Annotated in this window: 16 protein-coding genes; 2 read left to right on the forward strand and 14 right to left on the reverse strand. The window is 58.9% G+C overall.

From position 1 onward, the window contains the following. Positions 1-2: 2 nt before the first annotated feature. The 14 genes from ONB25_05480 to rpmH all read right to left on the reverse strand — a co-directional run bounded on the left by ONB25_05480 (position 3) and on the right by rpmH (position 18,447). The gene (locus tag ONB25_05480) at positions 3-608 is read right to left on the reverse strand and encodes a DUF4159 domain-containing protein (protein MDZ7392345.1); all 606 of its coding nucleotides are present in this window, start codon (positions 606-608) and stop codon (positions 3-5) included. A gap of 128 nt (positions 609-736) precedes the next feature. Then, on the reverse strand, positions 737-3,397 hold the full coding sequence (locus ONB25_05485; protein ID MDZ7392346.1) for a M14 family metallopeptidase: 2,661 nt from the start codon (positions 3,395-3,397) through the stop codon (positions 737-739). Between the two features lie 129 nt (positions 3,398-3,526). Then, positions 3,527-4,813, reverse strand: coding sequence for a peptidylprolyl isomerase (locus ONB25_05490; protein MDZ7392347.1), 1,287 nt, complete (start codon positions 4,811-4,813; stop codon positions 3,527-3,529). Positions 4,814-4,816: 3 nt separating this feature from the next. Next, positions 4,817-5,743 carry a peptidyl-prolyl cis-trans isomerase gene (locus ONB25_05495; GenBank protein MDZ7392348.1) on the reverse strand — a complete coding sequence of 309 codons (927 nt, stop codon included), beginning with the start codon at positions 5,741-5,743 and terminating at the stop codon, positions 4,817-4,819. Positions 5,744-5,746: 3 nt separating this feature from the next. Beyond that, positions 5,747-7,492: a peptidylprolyl isomerase gene (locus ONB25_05500; protein MDZ7392349.1), complete on the reverse strand. Its 1,746-nt coding sequence runs from the start codon at positions 7,490-7,492 to the stop codon at positions 5,747-5,749. A gap of 55 nt (positions 7,493-7,547) precedes the next feature. Continuing rightward, on the reverse strand, positions 7,548-10,841 hold the full coding sequence (gene mfd, locus ONB25_05505; GenBank protein MDZ7392350.1) for a transcription-repair coupling factor: 3,294 nt from the start codon (positions 10,839-10,841) through the stop codon (positions 7,548-7,550). A gap of 2 nt (positions 10,842-10,843) precedes the next feature. Next, a complete protein-coding gene (gene murQ / locus ONB25_05510; protein MDZ7392351.1) occupies positions 10,844-11,770 on the reverse strand; it encodes an N-acetylmuramic acid 6-phosphate etherase in 927 nt (308 codons plus the stop codon). Continuing rightward, positions 11,767-12,480, reverse strand: coding sequence for a 16S rRNA (guanine(527)-N(7))-methyltransferase RsmG (rsmG, locus tag ONB25_05515; GenBank protein ID MDZ7392352.1), 714 nt, complete (start codon positions 12,478-12,480; stop codon positions 11,767-11,769). Before rsmG ends, murQ begins: the two co-directional genes overlap by 4 nt. Then, positions 12,468-14,372 (reverse strand): tRNA uridine-5-carboxymethylaminomethyl(34) synthesis enzyme MnmG, encoded by a 1,905-nt coding sequence (gene mnmG / locus ONB25_05520; GenBank protein ID MDZ7392353.1) that lies wholly within the window; start codon positions 14,370-14,372, stop codon positions 12,468-12,470. The genes rsmG and mnmG overlap by 13 nt, the downstream gene beginning before the upstream one ends. Before the next feature lie 38 nt (positions 14,373-14,410). After that, a complete protein-coding gene (mnmE, locus tag ONB25_05525) occupies positions 14,411-15,823 on the reverse strand; it encodes a tRNA uridine-5-carboxymethylaminomethyl(34) synthesis GTPase MnmE (GenBank protein MDZ7392354.1) in 1,413 nt (470 codons plus the stop codon). 81 nt (positions 15,824-15,904) lie between these two features. Further along, positions 15,905-17,704: a membrane protein insertase YidC gene (gene yidC / locus ONB25_05530; GenBank protein MDZ7392355.1), complete on the reverse strand. Its 1,800-nt coding sequence runs from the start codon at positions 17,702-17,704 to the stop codon at positions 15,905-15,907. A gap of 33 nt (positions 17,705-17,737) precedes the next feature. Next, the gene (yidD, locus tag ONB25_05535) at positions 17,738-17,950 is read right to left on the reverse strand and encodes a membrane protein insertion efficiency factor YidD (GenBank protein MDZ7392356.1); all 213 of its coding nucleotides are present in this window, start codon (positions 17,948-17,950) and stop codon (positions 17,738-17,740) included. Continuing rightward, complete coding sequence (gene rnpA / locus ONB25_05540) at positions 17,947-18,285, reverse strand: ribonuclease P protein component (GenBank protein ID MDZ7392357.1); 339 nt, start codon at positions 18,283-18,285, stop codon at positions 17,947-17,949. The genes yidD and rnpA overlap by 4 nt, the downstream gene beginning before the upstream one ends. 15 nt (positions 18,286-18,300) lie before the next feature. Further along, positions 18,301-18,447, reverse strand: coding sequence for a 50S ribosomal protein L34 (rpmH, locus tag ONB25_05545; protein ID MDZ7392358.1), 147 nt, complete (start codon positions 18,445-18,447; stop codon positions 18,301-18,303). Positions 18,448-18,953: 506 nt separating this feature from the next. Between rpmH and dnaA the strand changes: the two genes are divergently transcribed. Beyond that, positions 18,954-20,297: a chromosomal replication initiator protein DnaA gene (gene dnaA / locus ONB25_05550; GenBank protein ID MDZ7392359.1), complete on the forward strand. Its 1,344-nt coding sequence runs from the start codon at positions 18,954-18,956 to the stop codon at positions 20,295-20,297. Between the two features lie 318 nt (positions 20,298-20,615). Continuing rightward, a complete protein-coding gene (dnaN, locus tag ONB25_05555) occupies positions 20,616-21,740 on the forward strand; it encodes a DNA polymerase III subunit beta (GenBank protein MDZ7392360.1) in 1,125 nt (374 codons plus the stop codon). Positions 21,741-21,753 lie beyond the last annotated feature (13 nt).

Raw genomic sequence — 21,753 nt, forward strand, 5'->3', positions numbered from 1 at the left:
CTTCAGTGCGTTAACGCGTAGATCATGATGTTGGTGCCCATTTGCAGGGCCTCAAGCCGCTTCTCGGGAGGGTCCCCGTGCACCTCTGGGTCGACCCAGCCGTCGGAGATGTTGGTTTCATACGTATAGAAGACTACCATCCGCCCTTCGTGGAACAGAGCAAACCCTTGCGGCGGCTTGCTATCGTGCTCGTGAATCTTAGGCAGCCCCTGGGGAAAGTCAAAGTGAATGTGGTAGATCTCATGGCTAAACGGCAGCTCCACAAAGCGCTTGTCTGGGAAGACCTTGGCCATCTCTGCGCGGAAGTAGCTGTCCATGCCATAGTCGTCATCCGCATAAAGAAATCCCCCGTGCGTAAGATAGGTCCGCAGGCGCTCCACCTCTTGCGGGGAGAAAGAAATCCGGCCATGGCCAGTGAGAAAAAGCACCGGGTACGAGAAAAGCTTCTCGTCCATGATGCTGACCACCACCTGGTCCTTGGCCACGGCCACGGGGGTTTGTTCCCCGATAAACTTGAGGAGGTTCGGAATAGCAGAGGGATCGTTATACCAGTCCCCCCCACCGGCGTAGCGCAGGCGGGCCACGGTGAACACCTCGCCTTGGGCCATTGCCGCGTTTTCGAGGCAGCCCACTCCCAGGCAGACTAGTAGGGGACAGATCCCTATCAGGCCTCGCCGTGCCACCCCCAGGTAGTTACGCCCACGCTGCGCTGGGGAACACATTCGCTTCCTTTGCCTCATGCCACTTTGGCGAAAAAGAGAGCATTCACGACCAGCCGAGTCAACCCGCGCCACAAAAGACGGAACGTAGGGTCGTCGGCAAACAGAATCACTCTCCCCTTACCCAAGCTTTCCTCAATTAGATAACCTGTTCCAGCTATCTTCTTCTGGTTCTTCTCCGAAATGAAGCCGGCGAAACGCAAATTGTCCGCGTAGATGCCTACGTTGTTTCCCTGGCCACTGAGCTCGTAGGCATCGGTCCCCGTCTTGAGAGTGAACATCTGCCGCTTCGTCCCATAGCCCAGGGGGTGGGAGGTGTCGATGAGGGTCCGGAGAATAGCCCCCGGCACCATGCTTAGGGGTCGCTCCTTTTCCTTCTGTTCGAGAGTCAACCGCATGCGGCGCACCTCTTCGGGGTCTTCCTGTTGTTCGCCCTCCTTTTCGCGTGGTTTCTTGTCCTTCTTCACCCTCACAGAACAGAGGCGAGCGTATTCCTGGGTGGCGAATGTGGCCCCACCACCAATGCCGATGAAGGTCCCCCCATCGCGCACCCAACGACGGAGTCGCTCCACTGCTGCACTGTCGAGACGGCTGCGGTATCCACGGCCTCCGCCAAAGTCGTCGGGAAAGATGAGCACATCGTACTTTTGCAGATCGGCGCTCCCCAGCCGCTCGCAGGGCAGTGGCGTGAACCGGATCCCCAGATGTTGATCAAGGAGAAACCAGAGCGCACCATAGGAGCTCGCACTCACCGGGCTTCCGGTCACCATCGCCACTCGCGGCAGTGCAAGGGCGACGAGGTCGTCCGATCCCAGATCAACTCCCTCCTCACTCAATCCGGTGTTCGCTGCGTAGAAAGTGAGGCCGTGATCTCGCGCGAGGGCTGCGACCACTTCGTGGAGCGTCGAATCGGGGTGGGTGACAAGCCGATTGGCCACAGGAATCACCAGGGTGCCACGCTCGAAGCGCCGGCCTCCAAGCACAAACGGCTTGGCGCTCACGCGCACTCGCCACTTGTGGCGCAAAAGCTCATAAAGGGCGCGCGCTGCACGCTCGTCCTCCCAGGGCAATAGATAAGCATACCGCGCTTGCCCACCCTGAATCTGGCCCACCACCTCCGGACGCTCCCGAAGCCTTTCCATGCCACAGGCAAGTGGTGACTTGGTCCAGAACGTCTTCAGATTGTACACCACCGGCAGACACCACGCTGTGATGTCGTAGAAGAACGTATCGGCAAGCACCGGGTCCACCTCGAACAGCGCCGTTAACAGCCGCTGAGCCGGCTGGGCCACCGGGACCACAAACGACTGAGCGGGCAGCTGCAACTTCTGCGTGCCCCCCTCGTAAGATTCCGCCCTTGCCACCTCAACTGGTTCGGTGGTGCGCCAAACCTCGATACCTTGGCGGAGCAGCAGGTCCACAAAGTCCGCCTGCCTGTTGGCATCTGCGTCCGGGGGGAAGAGGTAATAGCGCACGTCTCGGGCACGTCCTTGTTCCAGGCTTTGCCGCCATGCTTCCACGTAATCCAATAGGATTTCCTTGCGATGGGCCCGTGCCGTCTCTAGAGAGGTCATCGCGGCCACAAAGTGGTGCCAAGCGCGCTCGGTGAGCGTCAGCACGGTCCCGTCGTCCCGCGTGACAGCGAGCCCTGCGCCACCTCCACCTCCCTGCTCAAAGGTCATGCCCAAGGCCCCGTTCAAGGAAGGCCACGAGTCGCCAAACCCGGGGTAGAACAGATCAAATCCCTCTGCAGTGAAGTAACCCCAACCATGCTGGTCAAACGCCCTTGCATTGTGCTCGCCAAACACCTGGGCCCACTTGAGCAGACTGCGAGGAATGTTAGTGTTGATGGGACTGCGCGCCGGGAAAAAGAAGTAGCTGCTATTGTAGCCCATCTCGTGAAAGTCCATATGCACCTGCGGCATCCACTGCCGAAACAGAGCCACCCGTTGCCGAGTTTCGCGCTGTGTCAGCCATGCCCAGTCGCGGTTCAGGTCAAAATAGTAGTGGTTTGACCTTCCGCCCGGCCAAGGCTCGTGGTGTTCGGCCGCTTCCGGGTCTGGATTGGGCTGGCAACCGGCCGTGCGGTGATAGAATGAGACGTACCTTTCCCGGCCGTCGGGATTGAGGACTGGGTCCAGGATGACCACCAGGTCCTGCAGAATGCCTGTGGTCCGTTCATCTGTGCCGGCAGCAAGCTGGTAGGCCACTTGCAGCGCCGCCTCGGTACCACTGGCCTCGTTGCCATGCACGTTGAAGCTCAACCAGATCACCCCTGGCCAAGAATTCAGCATGCGGGAAAGGGCTGCAGAAGAAGGGAGCCTCCGGGGGTCGGCCAGGCGCTGCTGCCGCACCTGAAGGCTGTCCCACTCCGCAAGGTGCTCAGGTGAGGAGATGACCGCCACCAGGAGTGGTCGCCCTTCGTAGCTTGTTCCGTAGCGCACCAGACGCACGCGATCGGAAGTGCCAGCCAACGTCTCCATGTAGCGCACAACTAGATGGTGAGGAGTGAACTGCCCGCCTATCTGGTAGCCTAGAATGGCTTCGGGTTTGGGCACCTGGGAGTCGTAGCAAGAGCTCTCCGCCCAAAAGAACGGTGCCAGCTGCTGGGCCCACAGACTTCCCACGGCTAGCAGGATTGCCGCTGAGACGATCGCTCTCGTTTGCTGCCTCCACATGCCTCCCTCGCCTGTTCTTTGTCTCGCTATAAAGAAACAAAAAGTTGACCTAATAGTCAAGCCTTTTCCTTACATGAAAAAAGGCCGACCCGTGCTGGACCGGTCGGCCTCCAGCGGGTGCCCAGGGGCTCAAAGTCCCTTCACTTCCACGAACATCTCGGCGCGCAACTCCTCCACCCACTTCTCGAACTCCCTCTGCTTCTTGTCATTGAGGGCCATTTGTTCGATGGTGTCCCAATCATCTGCCAAGGTCAGCTGACGAGGCTGGCGGCGTTCCAGCAGTTTCAAGATGTGGAATCCGTACTTGGTGCGAAATGGGTCGGTGATGCCCCCTGGCTCCACCCCGCGTAGGGCAGTCACAAACTCGGGTGCGGTCTCCCGCAACTGATCTATCTCGAACCACCCCAGATGTCCGCCCTGGGGGGCGGTACTCTCATCATCGGAAGACTCCTTGGCAAGCGATGCAAAATCTACCCCCTCCTGGAGTTTCCCATACAGGGCTTTGATGCGCTCGGCGGCGGCAATTTCATCCTCCTTGGTGGCCCGGAGGGCTACCAAGATATGCCGGACCCTCACCTTTTCGCCGCGCCGTTCGAGGAGCTCAATGAGATGAAGGCCAAACTCCGTCTGCACCACGTCCGAGCGCTGGCCGGGCTCCAAGGAGAAGGCCACTTCCTCGAACTCACGCACAAAGTCGCCGCGCTGCATAAAGCCCAGGTCCCCCCCGCGCGATGCCGAGCCCGGATCGTCGGAGCTCTGCCGCGCCACTTCGGCAAAGTCCTCACCCGCCGACAACCGTCGCTTTATCTCCTCCATCCGTTCGGTCGCAGCCTTGCGGGCCTGTTCCCCAGGCTGCACCTCCACCAAGATGTGGCTGATATCCACGGCCTCTTTGATGCCCGGCAGGCTGTCTTTGTGGGTCGCGTAGAACTGTTCTACCTCGCGACGGCTCACACGCACATTAGCAAATTTGCTTTCGCGCAGCTGCTGGAGCGTGAGGTTCTTGCGGATTTCCTCTTCGTACTGGCGGCGGACCTTCCTCATGGGCATGCCGAAATACTCTTCCACCTTCTCCTCAGAGCCCAGCTGTTGCAGCACGGTTTGCATCTGCTGCTCCAGGTAGGATTCTACACGCTTGGCATCCGCCACCACGGTATCCAGTTCAGCCTTTTTCAGCAAGATGTGCTGGGTCACCAAACTCTCCAGGGTGCGCCGTTGCAACTCCTTGAAGCGCTCTGGCTCGCGGCTCGGGTCGATGCGAAGCTGCATGGCGAGGAAGAACGCCCCCTGCGTGACCTCGGACTCCAGAATGGGCTTGTCGTCCACCACGGCAACCACTCGGTCCAGCACCTCTTGGCACAGGAGCACGTGTGTCGCCATCAAAGCGATGAAAACGGCCCGATAGATCCTCAACATCTGTTACTTCCTTTCTAATTGTCGCCGCGCCGGCTCGGGCAAAGAAGCGCCGCGGGTGGAATCAGGCACGAGTTGGGCCAAAAGGTCATAGTCCACATACACCGGCTGTCGCGCGCGAAGGCGACTCAGCAACTGGCGCTGCATGCCGCGGGTCTTCTCCACCGCGACGCGCTCACGCACCAGGTCGCGCACATCAGCAAAGTCGCGCGCACTGCCAGCAGGTTTGGTGTCAACCACCTTGAGCACGTAGTAACCTGCCTCCGTCTTTATCGGGGAGAGAACACGCCCGAGCGGGGCGCGGGGGAGCTGCTGCGCTACTTCCGGCGGCATCTGGGTCCGCCGCACGTATCCGGTCGAGCCCCCTTGTACCGCAGTGGCTGCTTGCGACCTCTCTTGGGCGAGCCGTTCGAAGCTTTCTCCGTTTAGGATGCGCATGCGCAGCTCGGTGGCCTCCTGCCACGTGGGCACCAAAATTTCTTGGAGCAGATACTCCTCCTCGGTGCGGCAGAAGGCGTCGCGGTTCTTTTCGAAATAGGCTTGGAGCTCCTCCTCGGCGATGCTCACGCTGTCCATAGCCTCCTGCTCCAGAATTGCCGCGGCCAGCACCTCCCGACGGGAGTTTGCTAGTTGGCGTCTCACCTTAGGATCGTGCGCTAAGCCGCGCCGCTGCGCCTCCTGCGCCAAGAGCTCGGTGTTGATCCAGCGCTGCACATACGAGCGCACCTGTGCCTCCGAAATGCCCAGGCGCGGGTTGTCCGGAAAAGCAGCCTTCAAATCCGCAAGCCGGAGCACCGAGCCACCTACCCGCGCCACCACGCGCTGATCGCCTGGCTCTCCTCCCCCACACCCCAGGCTTATGAAGCCCAGAACTGCCCCAATCAGGACCAGGGCACCAACAAGCAGCGCCAGGCGCTCGCGAACCCTCCTCACGACCTACTCCTCAAAAAGGTTGGCAAAAGCCTTCTTCATCGCCTCGTCGTAGATTGTCACCCGAAAGCGCTTGCGCAGTCCCTCGAGCCATTCGTTTTTCAATCGCTCCTCCTCTTGCCGCCGCAAGTCACGCTGCACGTCGTAAAGGGCCTGTTCATAGGTCTTGAAGGATTCTTCCTCGCGGTCCAGCACCTTGATGATGGAGAACTTGGGACCCATGGGGATGATGTCGGAGACTTGCCCTACGGCCATCTCTAACGCCGTCTTCCCCACATTGCCGTACTGGCGCGCCGAAATGTAGCCTAACACTCCGTCCTGGTTGCGTACGGAGGTGCGTTCTGTGTACTGCCGAGCAAGCCGTGAAAAGCTTTCGCCCGCACGAATGCGCCGCAAGAGCTGCTCCGCCTGTTTGCGATCGGAAAGGAAGATCTCCTGCACCTTAGCACGCGCCGGGTTCTTGTAGGCATCACGATGCGCCTCGAAGTAGGCTCTGTAGGAATCCTCCGTCAGGTTCATCCGCTTCCGTACCATGTCGTCTGTGATGCGCTGCAGCATGGACCGTTCCAGCAGCTGCTGTCTGGTGCGCTTCATCTCCGGCGTCGAGTGGAACTTCTCCCGACGAGCCTCCCTGATCGCCAATTGGCGCCAGAGGAGGCGCGAGGTCCAGTCTTTCACCACCTCCACTGCGGTCAGGCGCGGCTGCCGCCGCACCGGGTAGCGCCGGAGCATATTCACTATGTCCCCCACCGTCACACTTCCTCCCACATACCGGGCCAGGGCGATGGTGTGGTCAGCCTGCGTCAAGACGTGGAATTGGTCGCGCTCCACGTCCTGGTCCACCGGCGAGGCCGTGGTCGTGTCCGACCTCCCTTGCGCAAGCTTAGCCACAAGTGCGGCCATGGCCGTGGAGTCGTATTGCACCTTGTACCGCCGCTCCAGCTCCTCCGCGAAACGGTAATACTCCTTCTCCAGCTGCGCCTGTTTCGTCTTCAGTAACTGGTCCTTGATGCGGTCCTTAGCCTGTTCATATTCGCCAAGCCCGGAGACTTGCTTGCCCTCAACACGGAGGATGTGGTACCCGCGCTGAGTACGGATCGGCGTGGAGAGCTCTCCCTCCTTCAACGAAAAAGCCGCCTGGAAGAAGGCGTCGTCATAGCCCCCCTCGCCCCAGCGGATGAAACCCAAGTCGCCACCCTTGGTGCTGCTCATGTGGTCTTGGGAATAGTTCTTTGCGACGTCGAAGAAGCTCTCGCCCTTCAGGATCCGGTCCCGCAGTTCCCAGGCGCGCTTGCGCACTTCCGCCTCCGTGTGCTCGTCCGCATCGCGCGGCACCACCAGGAGAAGATGACGAACTCTGAGCTGCACACTGCTCTTCCGCCAATAGTCCTGCATCTCCGCTTCAGTCACCAACCGGTCCACCACTTTCTTTTCGACGTAGGAGGAGAACAGCCGCTGCTCCATCTCTCGCTCCACCGGTTGCACTACCTCCGGAAGGCGGTCATAATGCCGGGAGTAGGCGTCGGCGATCTTTAGCGTGCGCTCCACCATACTCATGAGGTGGTCTTTACGCTCCTTGAACGTCGTGGTTTTTATGAAGTTAGGAGTTCGGTTCTTGGAGAAGTCCTGTTCGAACTCGGAAAGCCTAATGACCCGATTTCCCACGCGTGCCACAATTGGGTCTTGAGTGCGCTGACATGCACTAATAACCAACGCAGAAACAGTAAGTAACAACGCTAACTTTCTGGCCATCTCTCGCTCCCTTCTTGACCGCTGCCGCTGAATAGCCTCTTTCAAATATAGGAACTCAGAGCAAACTTTCCAAGAACTCTTTCGCTGCGGAGATACCTCCTTTTCCTGGGAGTTCGACGCGGAGCGCCAGCTCTTTCTTGCGTTGTACGAAGGTGAACGGGGTCCCCACCCGAGCACTCACTCTGGAGGCCAACTCCTTGAACCCTTCCTTGTCCGTGAGCAGAGACTTATCGAAGGTTATGTCCAGCGCACGCGCGTCTACTTTAACCTCCCTCATCCGCAAGAGGTTTCCCAAGATTCTGCAGGTCGCCACATCCACCAGGTTCCGAGCCGGTTCTGGCAACGGTCCAAATCGATCCTCGAGCTCCTCGGCAACATCCTGGACTGCTTCTACGGTCTCAGCGAGGACGAGGCGGCGGTAGATCGCCACCCGTTCGGAGCTTTGTCCCACATAATCCTCCGGCAGAAAGGCCTGTCCGCTGAAACGCACTTGGGCCACGGCTGTGCTTGGCGGGGTGGTCGCCTGCTCAGGGGTTCTGTGCTCCGCCCTTACTTCACGCACCGCTTCCTCTAAGACGCGGCAGAACACATCGTACCCCAACGCGTCTAGGAATCCGCTCTGCTCGGCGCCGAACAGGCTGCCAGCGCCGCGGACCTCCAGGTCTTTTAAGGCTATCTGGTAGCCGGAACCAAGCTCGGTGATCTCCTCAATGGCCTGCAGGCGTTTGATGGCTTCCTTGCTCAGGCGACTCACATTCGGCACCAGGAAGTAGGCATAGGCCTGCTGAGCGGAACGCCCCACTCGCCCCCGCAGCTGGTAGAGCTGTGCCAATCCGAACCGATCGGCGCGATGCACGATGAGGGTGTTCACATTGGGCATGTCCAGCCCCGCTTGAATGATCATGGTGGAGACCAGGCAGTCGTAGCGGCGCTCGATGAAGTGATTCATGACCCTCTCCAGAGCCGCGGCGGGCATCTGGCCGTGAGCAACGACAAAAGTCGCCTCCGGTACAATGCGTCGCAGCAGGGCCGCCATACCCTCGATCGACTGCACGCGGTTGTGCACGAAGAAAACCTGCCCGCCTCGGCCGAGTTCACGCAGTATCGCCTGACGGATCAGCTCCTTGCTGAATTGCACCACCTCGGTCCTAATGGGGAGGCGATCGCGGGGTGGCGTGTTAATGCGGGACATGTCCGTAATGCCCACTAAGGCCATGTGGAGTGTTCGCGGAATGGGCGTGGCTGTCAGTGTGAGCACATCCACATTGGTACGAAGCGCCTTAAGGCGCTCCTTGTGCATCACGCCGAAACGCTGCTCCTCGTCAATGATGAGCAGACCCAGATCCTTGAAGGCGACGTCACGGGAGAGCAGACGATGGGTGCCGATGATGATGTCGATCCGACCAGCCTTGAGGTCAGCAAGGATGCGCTGTTGCTGGCTTCTTGACAGGAAACGGGACAGCATCTCCACCCGCACGGGAAAGGGTGCTAGGCGCTCGCGGAAAGTAGCCAGATGTTGGCTGGCAAGAAGGGTAGTGGGCACCAACACGGCCACTTGCTTGCCGTCGTTGGCGGCCTTAAAAGCCGCGCGCACCGCGACCTCAGTTTTGCCAAAGCCCACGTCCCCGCACACGAGCCGATCCATGGGCCGCGGTGCCTCCATGTCTTTTTTGACCTCAAGGGTGGCCTGGAGCTGGTCCGGAGTCTCGTCGTAGACGAAGGATGCCTCAAGTTCGTGCTGCCACAGGCTGTCGGGCGAGAAAGCAAAACCTTGGGCCTGCCGCCGTTCGGCATAAAGCCGTATGAGCTCAGCCGAGACGTCCTTGAGCCGGCGTTTGGCCCGTGCCTTTAGGCGCTCCCACTCTCCTGTGCCCAGGCGATTGATGCGGGGCACCACTCCCTCGCGCGGCGTGTACTTGCTGACGCGGTCCATTCGCTCAAGGGGTACGTAGACCTTGTCTCCATCCAGGTACCCTATCTCGATGCACTCTCGTTCGCTTTCATCGAGCCTGATCTTGCGCAGGCCGTGGTAGACACCAATCCCAAAGTCCACGTGCACGACATAGTCGCCCGGCCTAAGCGCGTGGAGCTGGCGGAAAGTGAACCCCTCGCGCGGCCGCGGCTGCGGATGGGGTACGCGTGGACGATTGTGAAACTCGTGGTGGGTCAAGAGACAGAGTCCAGCTTCCCAAAGGACAAATCCCTTTTGCAGCGCTCCTTGCCTCACTTGTACCCCCGCCACGCCTTCTTCCTCCAGGAGGGTGGCCACGCGCTCGGCCTGCGCACCGCCGTCACAGAGGAAGTAGGCCACAGGGTCAAGAGGAGAGTACAGAGAGGCACGCAGGGCAAAGCGAGCAAGGAACTCCTTCAGCCGCTCGTATCTGCCTCCCATAGGCTGAGCGGGCTCCGCATGCAGCGCAATCCCCCCCTCGGCGGCGCCTCCTTCGGGAAAATACAATACCGGGCCTGAGGCAAGAGGTGGCACAGATGCCTTCTGCCCTGGGTGTTCCTCTGTGTCCGGGGCTGAGGCAGCAGCTGGCAATGTGGTTCCTTCATAGACCACGAGGTCACCATGTTGCACAAAAGCGCGAAGGTCAACTGTGGAAAGTCCACCTGGACTCCCATCTCTTTCGTCCAAAACGGGGAACTGGGGGAACACTGTCAGCTCGTGAACGGGCGCCACCGATCGTTGAGTCTCAGGGTCGAATTCGCGCATTGACTCGACGGTGTTGCCAAAAAACTCCACCCGTACGGGGCGAAGGCGGGAATAGGGGAAAATATCCACGATACCCCCGCGCACGCTCACTTCCCCTGCCCTATCCACCATCTCCTCGCGGGAGAAGCCGAGGTCTACGAGGGTGGCAATCAGAGAGTCAAAGTCGTATTCCTGTCCTTGACGCAGGACGATGCGGCGGCTGTCTATCCAGGTAGGGGGAAGGAGCCGACATTCCAATCCTCGCACGGAGGTGACCACCACCCCGGGGTAGGAGCCCCGCAGGAGCTCCACGGCTCGCACCTGAGCGCTGAGGCGGGTAAGGCTTTGCAGCCGAAATGCGACCGGGGTATCGCTGGGCTCCATGAAGCGAGCTACGCGCTCGGGTCCGAGGAGGGTGGCAAAATCGTCGCGCGCCAGCTCGGCCTCAACAGGGTCGCTTGTGACGTACAGGGCGCGACGCTGCCGTTCGTTGACCCAGGCGGCCACCAACACGCGACGCAGAGAACCAGGGGCAACCACCGTCACCGGAGTGGATGCGGTGTCCAGCCCCCGCCAGGCCTCGGCCACTCGCGCAGACAGACGGAGGCGCCCATGAATGCTTTCTAACAGGTCCGGCACGGTTTGCGCATGCACCCTCAGTCCTTCTCCAAGGCCTGGCGCACAAAGCCACCGGCGCGTTGCAGGCGCCGCCGTGCTTCCTCGGCATCCACACCGGCGAGGATCATCACTAATGCGGTCTTGACATGGCCCCCAGCCTTCTCCAGCACCGCCTCCGCCTCCTCATAGCTCACGCCGGTGACAATCATGACGGTGCGCTTGGAACGCTCCTCCAATTTGCGGGAGGTCATCTGGAGGTCCACCATCATGTTGCCGTACACCTTGCCGAGACGGATCATGGCGGTGGTGGTGATCATATTCAGCACCAGCTTGGTGGCGGTCCCCGCCTTCATGCGTGTCGAGCCCATCACTACCTCGGGCCCCACTACCGGACAGATGGCCACGTCGACGGGAAAGTTCAGCTCCTCGCGGGGCGTGCAGGTCACGTAAAGAGTCTTGCCGCCGATTTCGCGCGCCTTTTCGATGGCCCCGAGGACGTAAGGCGTCCTGCGACTGGCCGCGATGCCGCATGCCACATCCTTGGGGGTGAAGCCCCGGCGCACCAGGTCTTCGCCACCTCGTTCTCGCCGATCTTCGGCCCCTTCCTGCGCGCGCACCAAGGCCTTGTACCCCCCTGCGATGATGCCCTGCACCATCTCCGGTGGGGCACCGAAGGTGGGTGGTATTTCGGAGGCATCCAGCACTCCCAAACGGCCGCTCGTGCCAGCGCCAATGTAGAACAGGCGCCCGCCTGCACGAAAGGCCTGCACCACGATCTCCACGGCCTGGGCGATGTAGGGAATTTCCTTCTCCACCGCCAGCGGCACCTTCTTGTCCTCGGCGTTGATGAGGCGGAGAATCTCCTCCACCGACTTGGAGTCGATATCCATGGTGGCAGGATTGCGCGCCTCGGTGATGAGGTTCTGGATCTCAGCGAACACGTTGTCGTCTGGTCTTCGTCTCACGTCCTGGCACCTCGATGAATGGTCACAAGCACCCTCGCCGTACTCGGGTCCACCAGACACGCTGGCGGCGTCTCCACGCGCACCACGGTGGCAGTGTCAACCTCTCCGAGCTGGCGCAGCTCGCGCGAGAGGTCGCCGCCCTTGAGGGCAAGGAGCTCGCCCTCCTGAGCAAGAAGGGGCGCGGCCCACAGCCAGAGTTTCGGTAGAGGAGCTACGGCCCGCGCCGCCACCAACTGGAATCGCCCCTGCCATTGATGATGCGTGGCCAAGTATTCTGCCCGCGCACAAAGCACTTCTATGTCTCCCAACCCCAAGTGCTCGACAGCCTCCTGCAGAAAAAGCGCCTTACGCCGATGGGCTTCGAGCAACACCGCGTGCAGGTCCGGGCGCAGGATCTTTAGCGGGATCCCCGGGAGTCCCGCTCCGCTGCCCATGTCCAGGACCCACGCGCCGGGGCGTATGGCGCGATTGGCCGCAAAAGCCAGTGATTCGCCCACATGGCGGCGCACGAAGACAGGTTCATCGCCGCGCGCGATCAGATTGAGGCGGCGATTCCATGAAAAGACCAGCCGCGCATAGGCGGCAAGAAGCTCCGCCTGCGCTTGGCTCAGAGGGATGTGAAGCTCGCCCAGGCAACGGGTCAGGGCCGCAAGCTGCTCCTCCCACCCCCGCTCCGGCCGCCCCTCCGGGGATTGTTTCACGTGGAACACCCTTCGTGGCTCCTTGCCAAGCGGGCCAGGTGGACCATCAGCACCGCGATGTCCCCTTGCCGCACGCCCGGAATGCGTGAAGCCTGGCCCAAGGATACCGGCCGGACGGCCTGCAACTTCTCTCGCGCTTCCGCCGAAAGGCCCACCAGTTTCTCATACTCAAACTCTGCCGGAATACGCAGCCCTTCCAAGCGCTGGAACCGCTCCATTTGTTCTCGCTGCCGGGTGACAAACCCCTCGTATTTCACCTCAATTTCCACCTGGCGGGCCACGGCGCGCCAGAACGGGTCCCCCTGCTGCTCCACGAGCTCGTGGCGCGCCAAGCCGCGCAAGTCGGCAATGCGGACCTCGGGTCGTCGCAAAAGCTCCTTCAGCGACACCGCTCCGCGCACGGGTGGCAACCCTCGAGCCTCCAGCCAGGCGTTCAACTCGGTCATTGCCGGCCTGGTCGCCTCCAGGAAGCGCATCCCCTCCTCGATGGCACGCTGCTTCGCGCGCGTCCGGCGCAGAATCTCCTCCGGCAGCAAACGCAGCCGCTCGCTGTGGTGCAAAAGGCGGAGGTCCGCATTGTCCTGGCGCAACACCAAGCGATGTTCCACCAGCGAAGTGAACATCCGATACGGCTCCTCAGGCCCCTTTGTGACCAGGTCATCGATGAGGACGCCAATGTAGGCCTCCGCGCGCGTGGGGACGAAAGGCTCCTCGCCCCGCGCCAGCAGCACCGCATTGATCCCGGCCACCAAACCCTGCGCGGCCGCCTCCTCGTAGCCCGATGTACCGTTGATCTGACCGGCAAGGAAGAGCCCGCGCCAAGCCTTACTCTCCAGAGTGGGGTGCAGCTGCGTGGCAGGCACATAGTCGTATTCGATCGCGTAGCCATACCTGGTCACTTCCACGCGCTCCAGCCCCGGCACCGAGCGCAGAGCTTCTTGCTGGACCTCTTCGGGCAAGCTGGTGGAAAACCCATTGACGTAGTACTCGCTGGTCAGACGCCCCTCGGGTTCAAGGAAGATCTGGTGCCGCGGCTTGTCTGAAAAGCGAACAATCTTTGTCTCGATCGACGGACAGTAGCGTGGCCCCACACCCACAATCCTGCCCGTGTAGAGCGGCGAACGATCCAACCCAGCCCGCAGGAGCTCGTGGGTCCTCTCGGTGGTCCACGCTAAGAAACATGGCATCTGTTCAACTTCAAGACGGTCGTGGCGGTAGGAGAACGGCTCCGGCTCGTCGTCCCCGCGCTGCACCGTGAGGCTCTGCCAATCTACCGTACGACCATCAACGCGTGGCGGGGTACCCGTCTTCAGCCGCCCCAGGCGAAACCCCATAGCGCGCAGCTGTTCACTCAGAGCAGTGCTGGCAAACTCCCCTGACCGTCCTGCCGGGAAGGACGACAGGCCGATGTGGATAAGACCGTTGAGAAAAGTGCCCGGGGCCAACACGACTGCACGTGTCCTGACCTTCCCGCCTGGGAAAAGACGCACACCTTGCACCGCACCTTGGCCAACCTCAAGCCCTACCACCTCGGCCTGAAGCAGCCGTACACCCTCCTGCTGCTCAAGGGCCCGCTTCATGAGAAGAGAGTACTGCTGCCGGTCCTCCTGCGCGCGCGGCGACCACACCGCCGGCCCCTTTGACCGGTTTAACATGCGGAACTGTATGCCAGCCAAGTCCGCGGTGACCCCCATCTGTCCACCTAACGCGTCGATCTCGCGGACCAGCTGCCCCTTGGCCAGCCCGCCGATGGCCGGGTTGCAGGACATCTGCGCCACGGTCGTGAGGTTCATGGTCACTAAGAGGGTCCGCGCCCCCATCCTCGCCGCAGCAAGGGCAGCCTCACAACCGGCGTGCCCCGCCCCGACCACGACGACCTCATAGTGCTCGCCATCACTCACCGCTGTACCCCGTGCCCTGTTTCACGTGGAACACCCCCTCACTTGCCAATGCAGAAACGCGCAAAAATCTCCGCCAAAACATCCTCATCGGTGATCGCCCCCACGATGGTGCCCAGCGCCTCGCTTGCCTCCCGCACGTCTACGGCCACAAATTCCGCCGACAGCCCCTCCTCCAAGGAGGCCAGGGACCGATCAATCGCCACCACTGCTCGCTGTAAGGCTTGCTGATGGCGCAAGTTGGTCACCACCACGCTGTCCGCGCCCGCAATCGCCTCGCCCAGGAGCGTTTGCGCCACCACCTCCCGCAGGCGTTCCATCCCCACGCCCACCTTTGCTGAGACTTCCACAGGAGCCAAATTGTATCCGAATGTCCTTAGCTGGTCCACATCCCACGCTTTGGGCACATCGATCTTGTTGACGACGCACATGGCAGGGCGTTGGCCTTCCCCAGGGGACCCATACCGTTGCAATAGCCGCTCATCCTCTCCGCTCAGCGGCTCACTCCTGTCCAGCACCAGCATGATGAGGTCGGCCCGCCCCACTTCCCGTTCTGTGCGACGGGCTGCCTCCTGCTCAATGGATGAGTCGAGCTTTCCAAACCCGGCAGTGTCCACGAGCGTCACGGGTATGCCGCCGATATCCACCACTGCCTCCAAGGTGTCACGTGTTGTGCCCGGCAGTTCGCTCACAATGGCGCGATCGCACCTCAGCAATGCGTTCAGCAGGCTTGACTTCCCCACGTTGGTGCGCCCAACTAACACCACTCGGGCGCCTTCCCGCAACAGATGCCCTTCGGCGAAGCTTGCGAGCAATTTGCTTGCTCCATCTCTGGCCTGGCGCAACAGCGCCGCTACCTTCTCCCTTTCAAAGGCTGGCACGTCGTCATCCGCAAAATCAATGTCCAATTCCAGAAGGGAGCGCACCTCGGTGAGAAGAGCTTGAACGTTGGTAATTTCTTCCGATAGTTTTCCCTGGAGCTGCCCCATTGCACATTGCCGCGCCCGCTCGGTACGCGCCTGAATAAGATCGCACACCGCCTCCGCCTGCGCCAGATCGATGCGCCCGTGGATGAAGGCTCGTTTCGTGAACTCCCCCGGCTCTGCCAAACGCGCGCCGCGGTCGCAAAACAGCTGTACCATCTCCCGCACAATGAGAGGGCTCCCATGGCAGGTTACTTCCACCACGTCCTCTCCCGTGTAAGAGTGAGGCCCACGGTGTACTGCCACCATAACCTCGTCAATCGTGACTTCCGTCCCCGCCTTTTCAGCAACAATGCGCCCGTAGGCCTGGAGGTGACTCGGCTGTTCGCGCAGTGGAACCCTCCCCGCGAACACACCGTCCACCACGCGCACCGCCTCTTTCCCACTCAATCGCACCATGGCGATGGCCCCTACACCCCAAGGCGTGGATAAGGCCACGATAGTGTCGTCATTGTTCTGCGTGGCAAGCACATCCACCTCATAGAAAAAGCCCCACCAACGTACGCCAGCAGGGCCTTTCAGGCATAGAATCCTTCAGCCGCTCTCGCTGCTCTACCTCCGCCTCGGGCGCTTGAGGAATGGCTTCTTCTCGGCGACCTCTTTCTTTGCCACGAGGAGGCGGTCTGTCACGACCTTCTGTTGAATTATGCTCAACACATTGAAAAGCATGTAGTAAAGGTTTAGCCCAGACGGGAAGGAGTTGAACAACAATGTGAAAAAGATAGGCATGAAATAAACCATCATCTTCTGCTTGGGGTCCTTTACGCTCATCTTCTGCTGGATGAGCATCGTGACGCCCATTACCAAGGGGAGGATGTTTACAAGATTGCCGTACAAAGGAAGACTGAATGGGAGTACCGCCACGGTATCTGGGTTGGCCAGGTCTTTTATCCAAAACACGAAGCCTTGGCCGCGGAAAGAGATGGTATTGCGAAACACCACAAAGAGCGCGTAAAGCAAGGGCATCTGCAACAGAAGGGGGAGGCAACCTCCCATCGGGTTCACCCCCGCCTCCTTGTACAATTTCATCGTCTCCTCATTGAGGCGCTGCGGGTCCTTCCCGTACTTCTCCCGCAATGCGACAAGCCGCGGTTGCAGCTCTTGCATCTTGTGCATCGACTTAAGAGAGCTGTGTGTGAGGGGGTAAAGCACCACCTTCACCAAGAGCGAAAAAACGACAATGACCCAACCATAGTTTGGGATGACCCTATGGAGCGTCTTCAAACACCACAACACTGCCTTGGAGAATGGCTGGATAACCTTCCACCCCAGGCTCATCATTCGCTCTAGGCCCACCCCCGGACCCCGCACCGTGCTGTAATCCAAGGGCCCGAGGAAGACCAAGAAGCGATCTTCCCGCACCGGCTCGTTGAGAAAGCTCATGTCCAGCCCAAAGGCGTAGGACTTCCACAGGCGATCCACCTCCCGCAGGCGGTGTCGGTCCCAGATGGCAAACGAGCGGGGTGGTGGCTGCCGCCTCCCCTGGTACCACATCCCCACGCCCCGCTGGCTGGTGGGAATGATGGCCGCGGCAAAGTACTTGGTGCGCGCCCCCACCCAATGCACTACACCGTCCATCGCACCCGATTTCGCTGGGCCGCGACCGATGTCGAACTTCTCCAAGTTGCCGGCAAAGAGCGCATACACCTTGGCCTCTTGGAAATCGTCGAGAGGTTTAGCCTCAGTGGGTGCAAGCCCGCTCCTCCAGCCCACCGTGTAGCGCCTCTGTGCGATGGTATTCTGGAAGTTCTCCAAACGAATGTCCAGCCCAAAGTAGTAGCTGTCCCCCCTAAACATATACCGTTTCACAATCTGCCGGCCTTCCCCGAGGTCGCCGATGAATGTCACCGAGCCACTATCTCCTGCTCCGAGGCTTAGGGCGTTCACGTCACTCCGAAAGAGCAGTAGCCCGGTGTCCACCGAGTCACGCGCCGTGGTAAAGCCCAGCGCCAGGTTACCTGCTGAGTCGCCGGCGAGCATCTGAACAAAATTGCTATCCGGGTCCTTGAAGTGTTTCATCTGGCAAGCAGTGAGGACTGCCCCTCGAGTGTTGAAGGAGAGGCGGAACAGCGGCGTCTCTACCACAACTTCCTCGCCCTCCACGCGCTGAGCTGCGGCTGCAATGGTGGCCGGCGGAACTGTCGGCGCCGCTTCGCTCCTCTCTTCTACCGGTGGAGGAGTGAGGACTGAGTCCACCTCGGCGGGCGCTTGCCTTTGACTATTTCTGATCTGCTCCTGCCAGTACTGCTGTGGGAAGAAGGTCTTCTTGTAGAAAGGGGTGTTTACCAAGATAAGCATGAGGATAATAAGCAACACCCCAATCACGGTATTCTTGTCCATCTTTACGCTCACTTTATGTTCCTGCGATCTCAAGCCCTGCCATTCTCACGGCACCGGGTCGTACCCCCCAGGGCAAAGCGGGTGGCAACGGAGCAGGCGCCGCAGCCCCAGATAGAGTCCTCTGGCGGCACCGTAGCGCAGCAGCGCCTCCTCAGCGTATCGCGAACAGCTAGGTTCGAACCGGCAATTGCTTCCAAGGACGGGTGACAGGACCGCACGATAGAGGCGAATAAGGACAAGGAATAAACGAACAATCATTGTGTCCCCATGCTACGAACCGTGCCAAGCTGGTTGCAAAACTCCTGAACCAGATGGTCAAACGGCACCACAGCCACATCTGGGTGCCCGACGCACACGATTTGCACCCCCTCGGGAATCTCCTCCGCGCATCGTCGCACCACCTCACGCAAGCGTCGCTTCGCCCTATTCCGCTGTACTGCCGTTCTGACCTTCCGCGACACAGTAATTCCGACCGCACGTGTCGGCGCCCGCCTCCAAAAAAGCGTCAGTAGGGGCCCTTGCAGTTTTTCACCCGACACGATCACCTCAGAGAAGGCGGCGCCCCTCAGAACGGGTACTTGATTCCTCGACATCCCTGAGGACCACCGCTATCCCCTGTCGCTTACCGTCAAGCTGTATCTCCCCTTCGCGCGACGGCGTCGCAGTACCTCTCTTCCAGTCTTGCTTTTCATGCGCGCTCGAAAACCATGAGTGCGCAGTCTCCTCCTGTTACTTGGTTGGTATGTCCGCTTCATTGCTCCTCCGATCCAAGGTTCTCATTGCAGTTCAAGTTGTAATTATAGCAATTATTTTATTATAGGTCAAGCACTTTTCTTGCTCCGGGGAACACCAATCCAGTCATTGCCATTGTTTGCTTTTCTTACCTACCACCCTGCCAAGAACGCCCTGGAGCGAAAAATTTCTGTTGACAATTTCGCTTGCTTTACTACATTAGCCCGTGGCCGAGGCTGTGTGTCGTATGGATAACTTGTGGATAACGTATGGCTGGAGGGCCGCAGCACTTAGAGGCAGTCTTCAGAAATGCGTGAGTCTCGAGTGAGTTATCCACATGTACGACACTTAGTGGCGAGATAAGCTATTTATAACTAATACCTTGTGTGTTGTTGGGGCGTGTTAATAACTTATGAATGGTGTCTGTGGAGCACAATGTAACGCTAATTTCTTCCCCGTGAACAACGCCAGAGGATTTGTGGGTGATGTTGATAACTCTTTCACCCGAGTTTAGTTACTGGGAGTCGGCATGGAGCGGACTGCAGCAGAGGTTTGGACCGAGTGTCTGTCATTGATTCAGGACAGGGTAAACCCTCAGAGTTTTACGACGTGGTTTAGGCCAATCGAGGCCGTGAAGCTGGAGGGACGACAACTGACTATTCAGGTGCCCAGTCAGTTCTTTTATGAATGGATCGATCAGCATTACCGCTCGGTGATTGAGGATGCTCTCTCGGAGTGTCTGGGGGACGGAGCGGGAATAAGATACGCAGTGGTCGTTAGTGACAAGATTGACCCCTTTCAAGCGCCCCAGGCGCGCCCCGCGCCGAGAGCTACTTCCACAAATGGTCTTCTCAGCGAGCAATACACGTTCGCTAACTTTGTGGAAGGATCCAGTAACCAATTTGCCAAAGCAGCTGCAATGGCCGTTTCTGAATCTCCAGGGAGCACCGCTTTCAACCCATTGGTGATCTACGGCGGCGCGGGCCTTGGGAAAACTCACCTAATTCAGGCTATTGGTAACCACGCCATTTCCATCGGTAGCGTGCGACGTGTGTGTTACGTGTCCAGCGAAAAGTTCACCCTAGAGTTTATCAACTCCATACAGCAGAACAAGACCACTGAGTTCAGCGCCAACTATCGCAATGTGGACCTCCTCCTGGTGGACGATATCCAGTTTTTTTCCAATAAGGAGCGCACACTGGAGGAGTTCTTTCACACTTTCAATGCGCTCTACCATGCCGGGAAGCAGATTGTGCTTACCTGTGACAGGCCTCCCCGAGAACTCCACGGAATGGAGCAACGCCTTATTTCCCGTTTTCACTGGGGCCTCACGGTAGACATCCAGATTCCTGACTACGAGACGCGGCTAGCTATCCTTCACAAGAAGGCTGACCAAAATGGCCTCGAGCTCCCCGAGGAAATATTTGAGTTCATCGCTACGCACGTGACAATGAATATCCGTGAATTGGAAGGGTCCCTCATTAAGCTTTTGGCGTACTCGTCCCTCACGAAAACGGAGATTACTTTAGAAACGGCAAAGCGCGTCCTGCGCGACATATGCGCGCCTAAGAAGGTTAATACCACCGTGGAGGAAGTGCAGCGGATTGTTGCTCGGTACTTCGGCATACCGGAGGATATGATGAGAGCAAAATCAAGGAAGAAAGAAATTGCTCTCGCACGCCAGGTAGCCATGTACTTAGCAAAGATGCACACCAACAACTCTCTGAAAACAATTGGGCTTCACTTTGGTGGGAGGGACCACAGCACGGTGATTCACGCCCTTAACCTCGTGGAGACCCTCCGTGCGAAGGACGACGCATTCAGGCAGAAAATAGACGATCTTGCCCAGAAAATCAGGCTTTCCATCGCCTAAATGTCGCAGGTATCAACACCCTCTGTGAAGATCTCCTGCAAAAGGTGTGACGTGGCAGAATATTTGTCTTTGGTTTTCAAAGTCTTTTTCCCTACCTCTTCCTTACCTGTTTTTTTCCACAGCCTTTCCACAGTCGATGTTTATCATCAAACGTAGCTAACGCCAGGCTTTTCAACCCCTCCTCGTCGGAGGGTTGACTTATTCACCAGTAAACAGTTGTTACTATTTCTTTCAATAAATTTCTTCTTGAAAACAAGCTAAATATTACTTACCTTTGGCAAAGGCAATAAGAAAGGAAGTAAAACAGCGGAGGACATTATGGAAATTGCAGTCAGCAGGTCAGAGCTCTACAAGGGACTGCAAAAGGTACTTCCTGCTGTACCCGCAAAGACCACGTTGCCCATACTGACAAACATCCTCTTTCGGGCGGAGGGGGATTCCGTTAAACTTACCGGTACAGATTTGGAAATATCCGTAACTACTTCCATTCCGGCAGAGGTGGTCGAAGGGGGCTCGGTGGCGGTGTCGGCCCGCACACTCGGGGATATTGTGCGTGAACTCCCCGACGTCGGACTGCATGTTGCTTGTGACGAACGGCAGCGAATGACCATCACTACGGACCGGGGCACGTATACCCTTCTTGGACAACAAGCAGAAGATTTTCCTAGCGTCACAGGAGAAGAGTACGAAAACTCATTTCAAATTGCCGCTTCAGTTTTTGCTAGACTGATTGAAAAGAGCGTATTTGCGGTTTCTTCTGACGTGCAAAGGCGGGTGTTAACAGGGGTTTGTTTTGAGGTTTATCCTGATGAGCTACGATTGGTTGCTACTGATGGTCACCGCTTGTCCAAGGTTGTGTACAAGCAGCAAAACCTATCCTCGGGTGAAAGAATTAGTGTAATTGTGCCGCCGCGCGCGCTCCTTGCCGCATCTAAAGCTATTGGGGAAGGTGTAACCTACTTTCAAATAAAGGTTGCTCCGGACCAGATTATGTTTTCGTCGGACGCAACTGAAGTTTACGCAAAGCTTATCGAAGGGCAATACCCTAACTATGAAAAGGTAATTCCCTCGGACAATGACAAGATACTAATCGTTGATAAGGAAGAAATGACTGCCGCGTTACGTCGGGTGGCTATCTTTTCTAGTTCCACGACCCGTCAAGTCCGATTGGAGATGGATCAAAACAACCTTACTGTCAGCTCCGAGGACGTCGAGGTGGGTGGTGAGGGGCGTGAAGTCCTCTCCGTGGAGTATGAAGGACAGCCGCTGCGGATAGGGTACAACGCTAGTTATCTGCTTGAGATTCTGCGCCATATAGAGACCAACGTCGCGCGCTTTGAGCTTCGTGATCCAATGAGCGCCGCTGTTATCCGACCCAGTGTGCAGAGGGAGGATGAGGATTTTCTCGCCTTAGTGATGCCTATCCGGCTGACGGAAGAATGAGAGTCCGTGTGCT

The organism is candidate division KSB1 bacterium (genome assembly GCA_034506335.1).
Taxonomy (GTDB): domain Bacteria; phylum Zhuqueibacterota; class Zhuqueibacteria; order JANLFK01; family Oleimicrobiaceae; genus Oleimicrobium.

Bases quoted from the DNA above. Each gene is read 5' to 3' on its own strand.
- ONB25_05490 (MDZ7392347.1), bottom strand. From the start codon at position 4,813: ATGTTGAGGATCTATCGGGCCGTTTTCATCGCTTTGATGGCGACACAC.
- dnaN (MDZ7392360.1), top strand. From the start codon at position 20,616: ATGGAAATTGCAGTCAGCAGGTCAGAGCTCTACAAGGGACTGCAAAAG.
- dnaA (MDZ7392359.1), top strand. From the start codon at position 18,954: ATGGAGCGGACTGCAGCAGAGGTTTGGACCGAGTGTCTGTCATTGATT.
- rpmH (MDZ7392358.1), bottom strand. From the start codon at position 18,447: ATGAAGCGGACATACCAACCAAGTAACAGGAGGAGACTGCGCACTCAT.
- yidD (MDZ7392356.1), bottom strand. From the start codon at position 17,950: ATGATTGTTCGTTTATTCCTTGTCCTTATTCGCCTCTATCGTGCGGTC.
- ONB25_05480 (MDZ7392345.1), bottom strand. From the start codon at position 608: ATGGCCCAAGGCGAGGTGTTCACCGTGGCCCGCCTGCGCTACGCCGGT.
- ONB25_05485 (MDZ7392346.1), bottom strand. From the start codon at position 3,397: ATGTGGAGGCAGCAAACGAGAGCGATCGTCTCAGCGGCAATCCTGCTA.
- rnpA (MDZ7392357.1), bottom strand. From the start codon at position 18,285: ATGTCGAGGAATCAAGTACCCGTTCTGAGGGGCGCCGCCTTCTCTGAG.
- ONB25_05500 (MDZ7392349.1), bottom strand. From the start codon at position 7,492: ATGGCCAGAAAGTTAGCGTTGTTACTTACTGTTTCTGCGTTGGTTATT.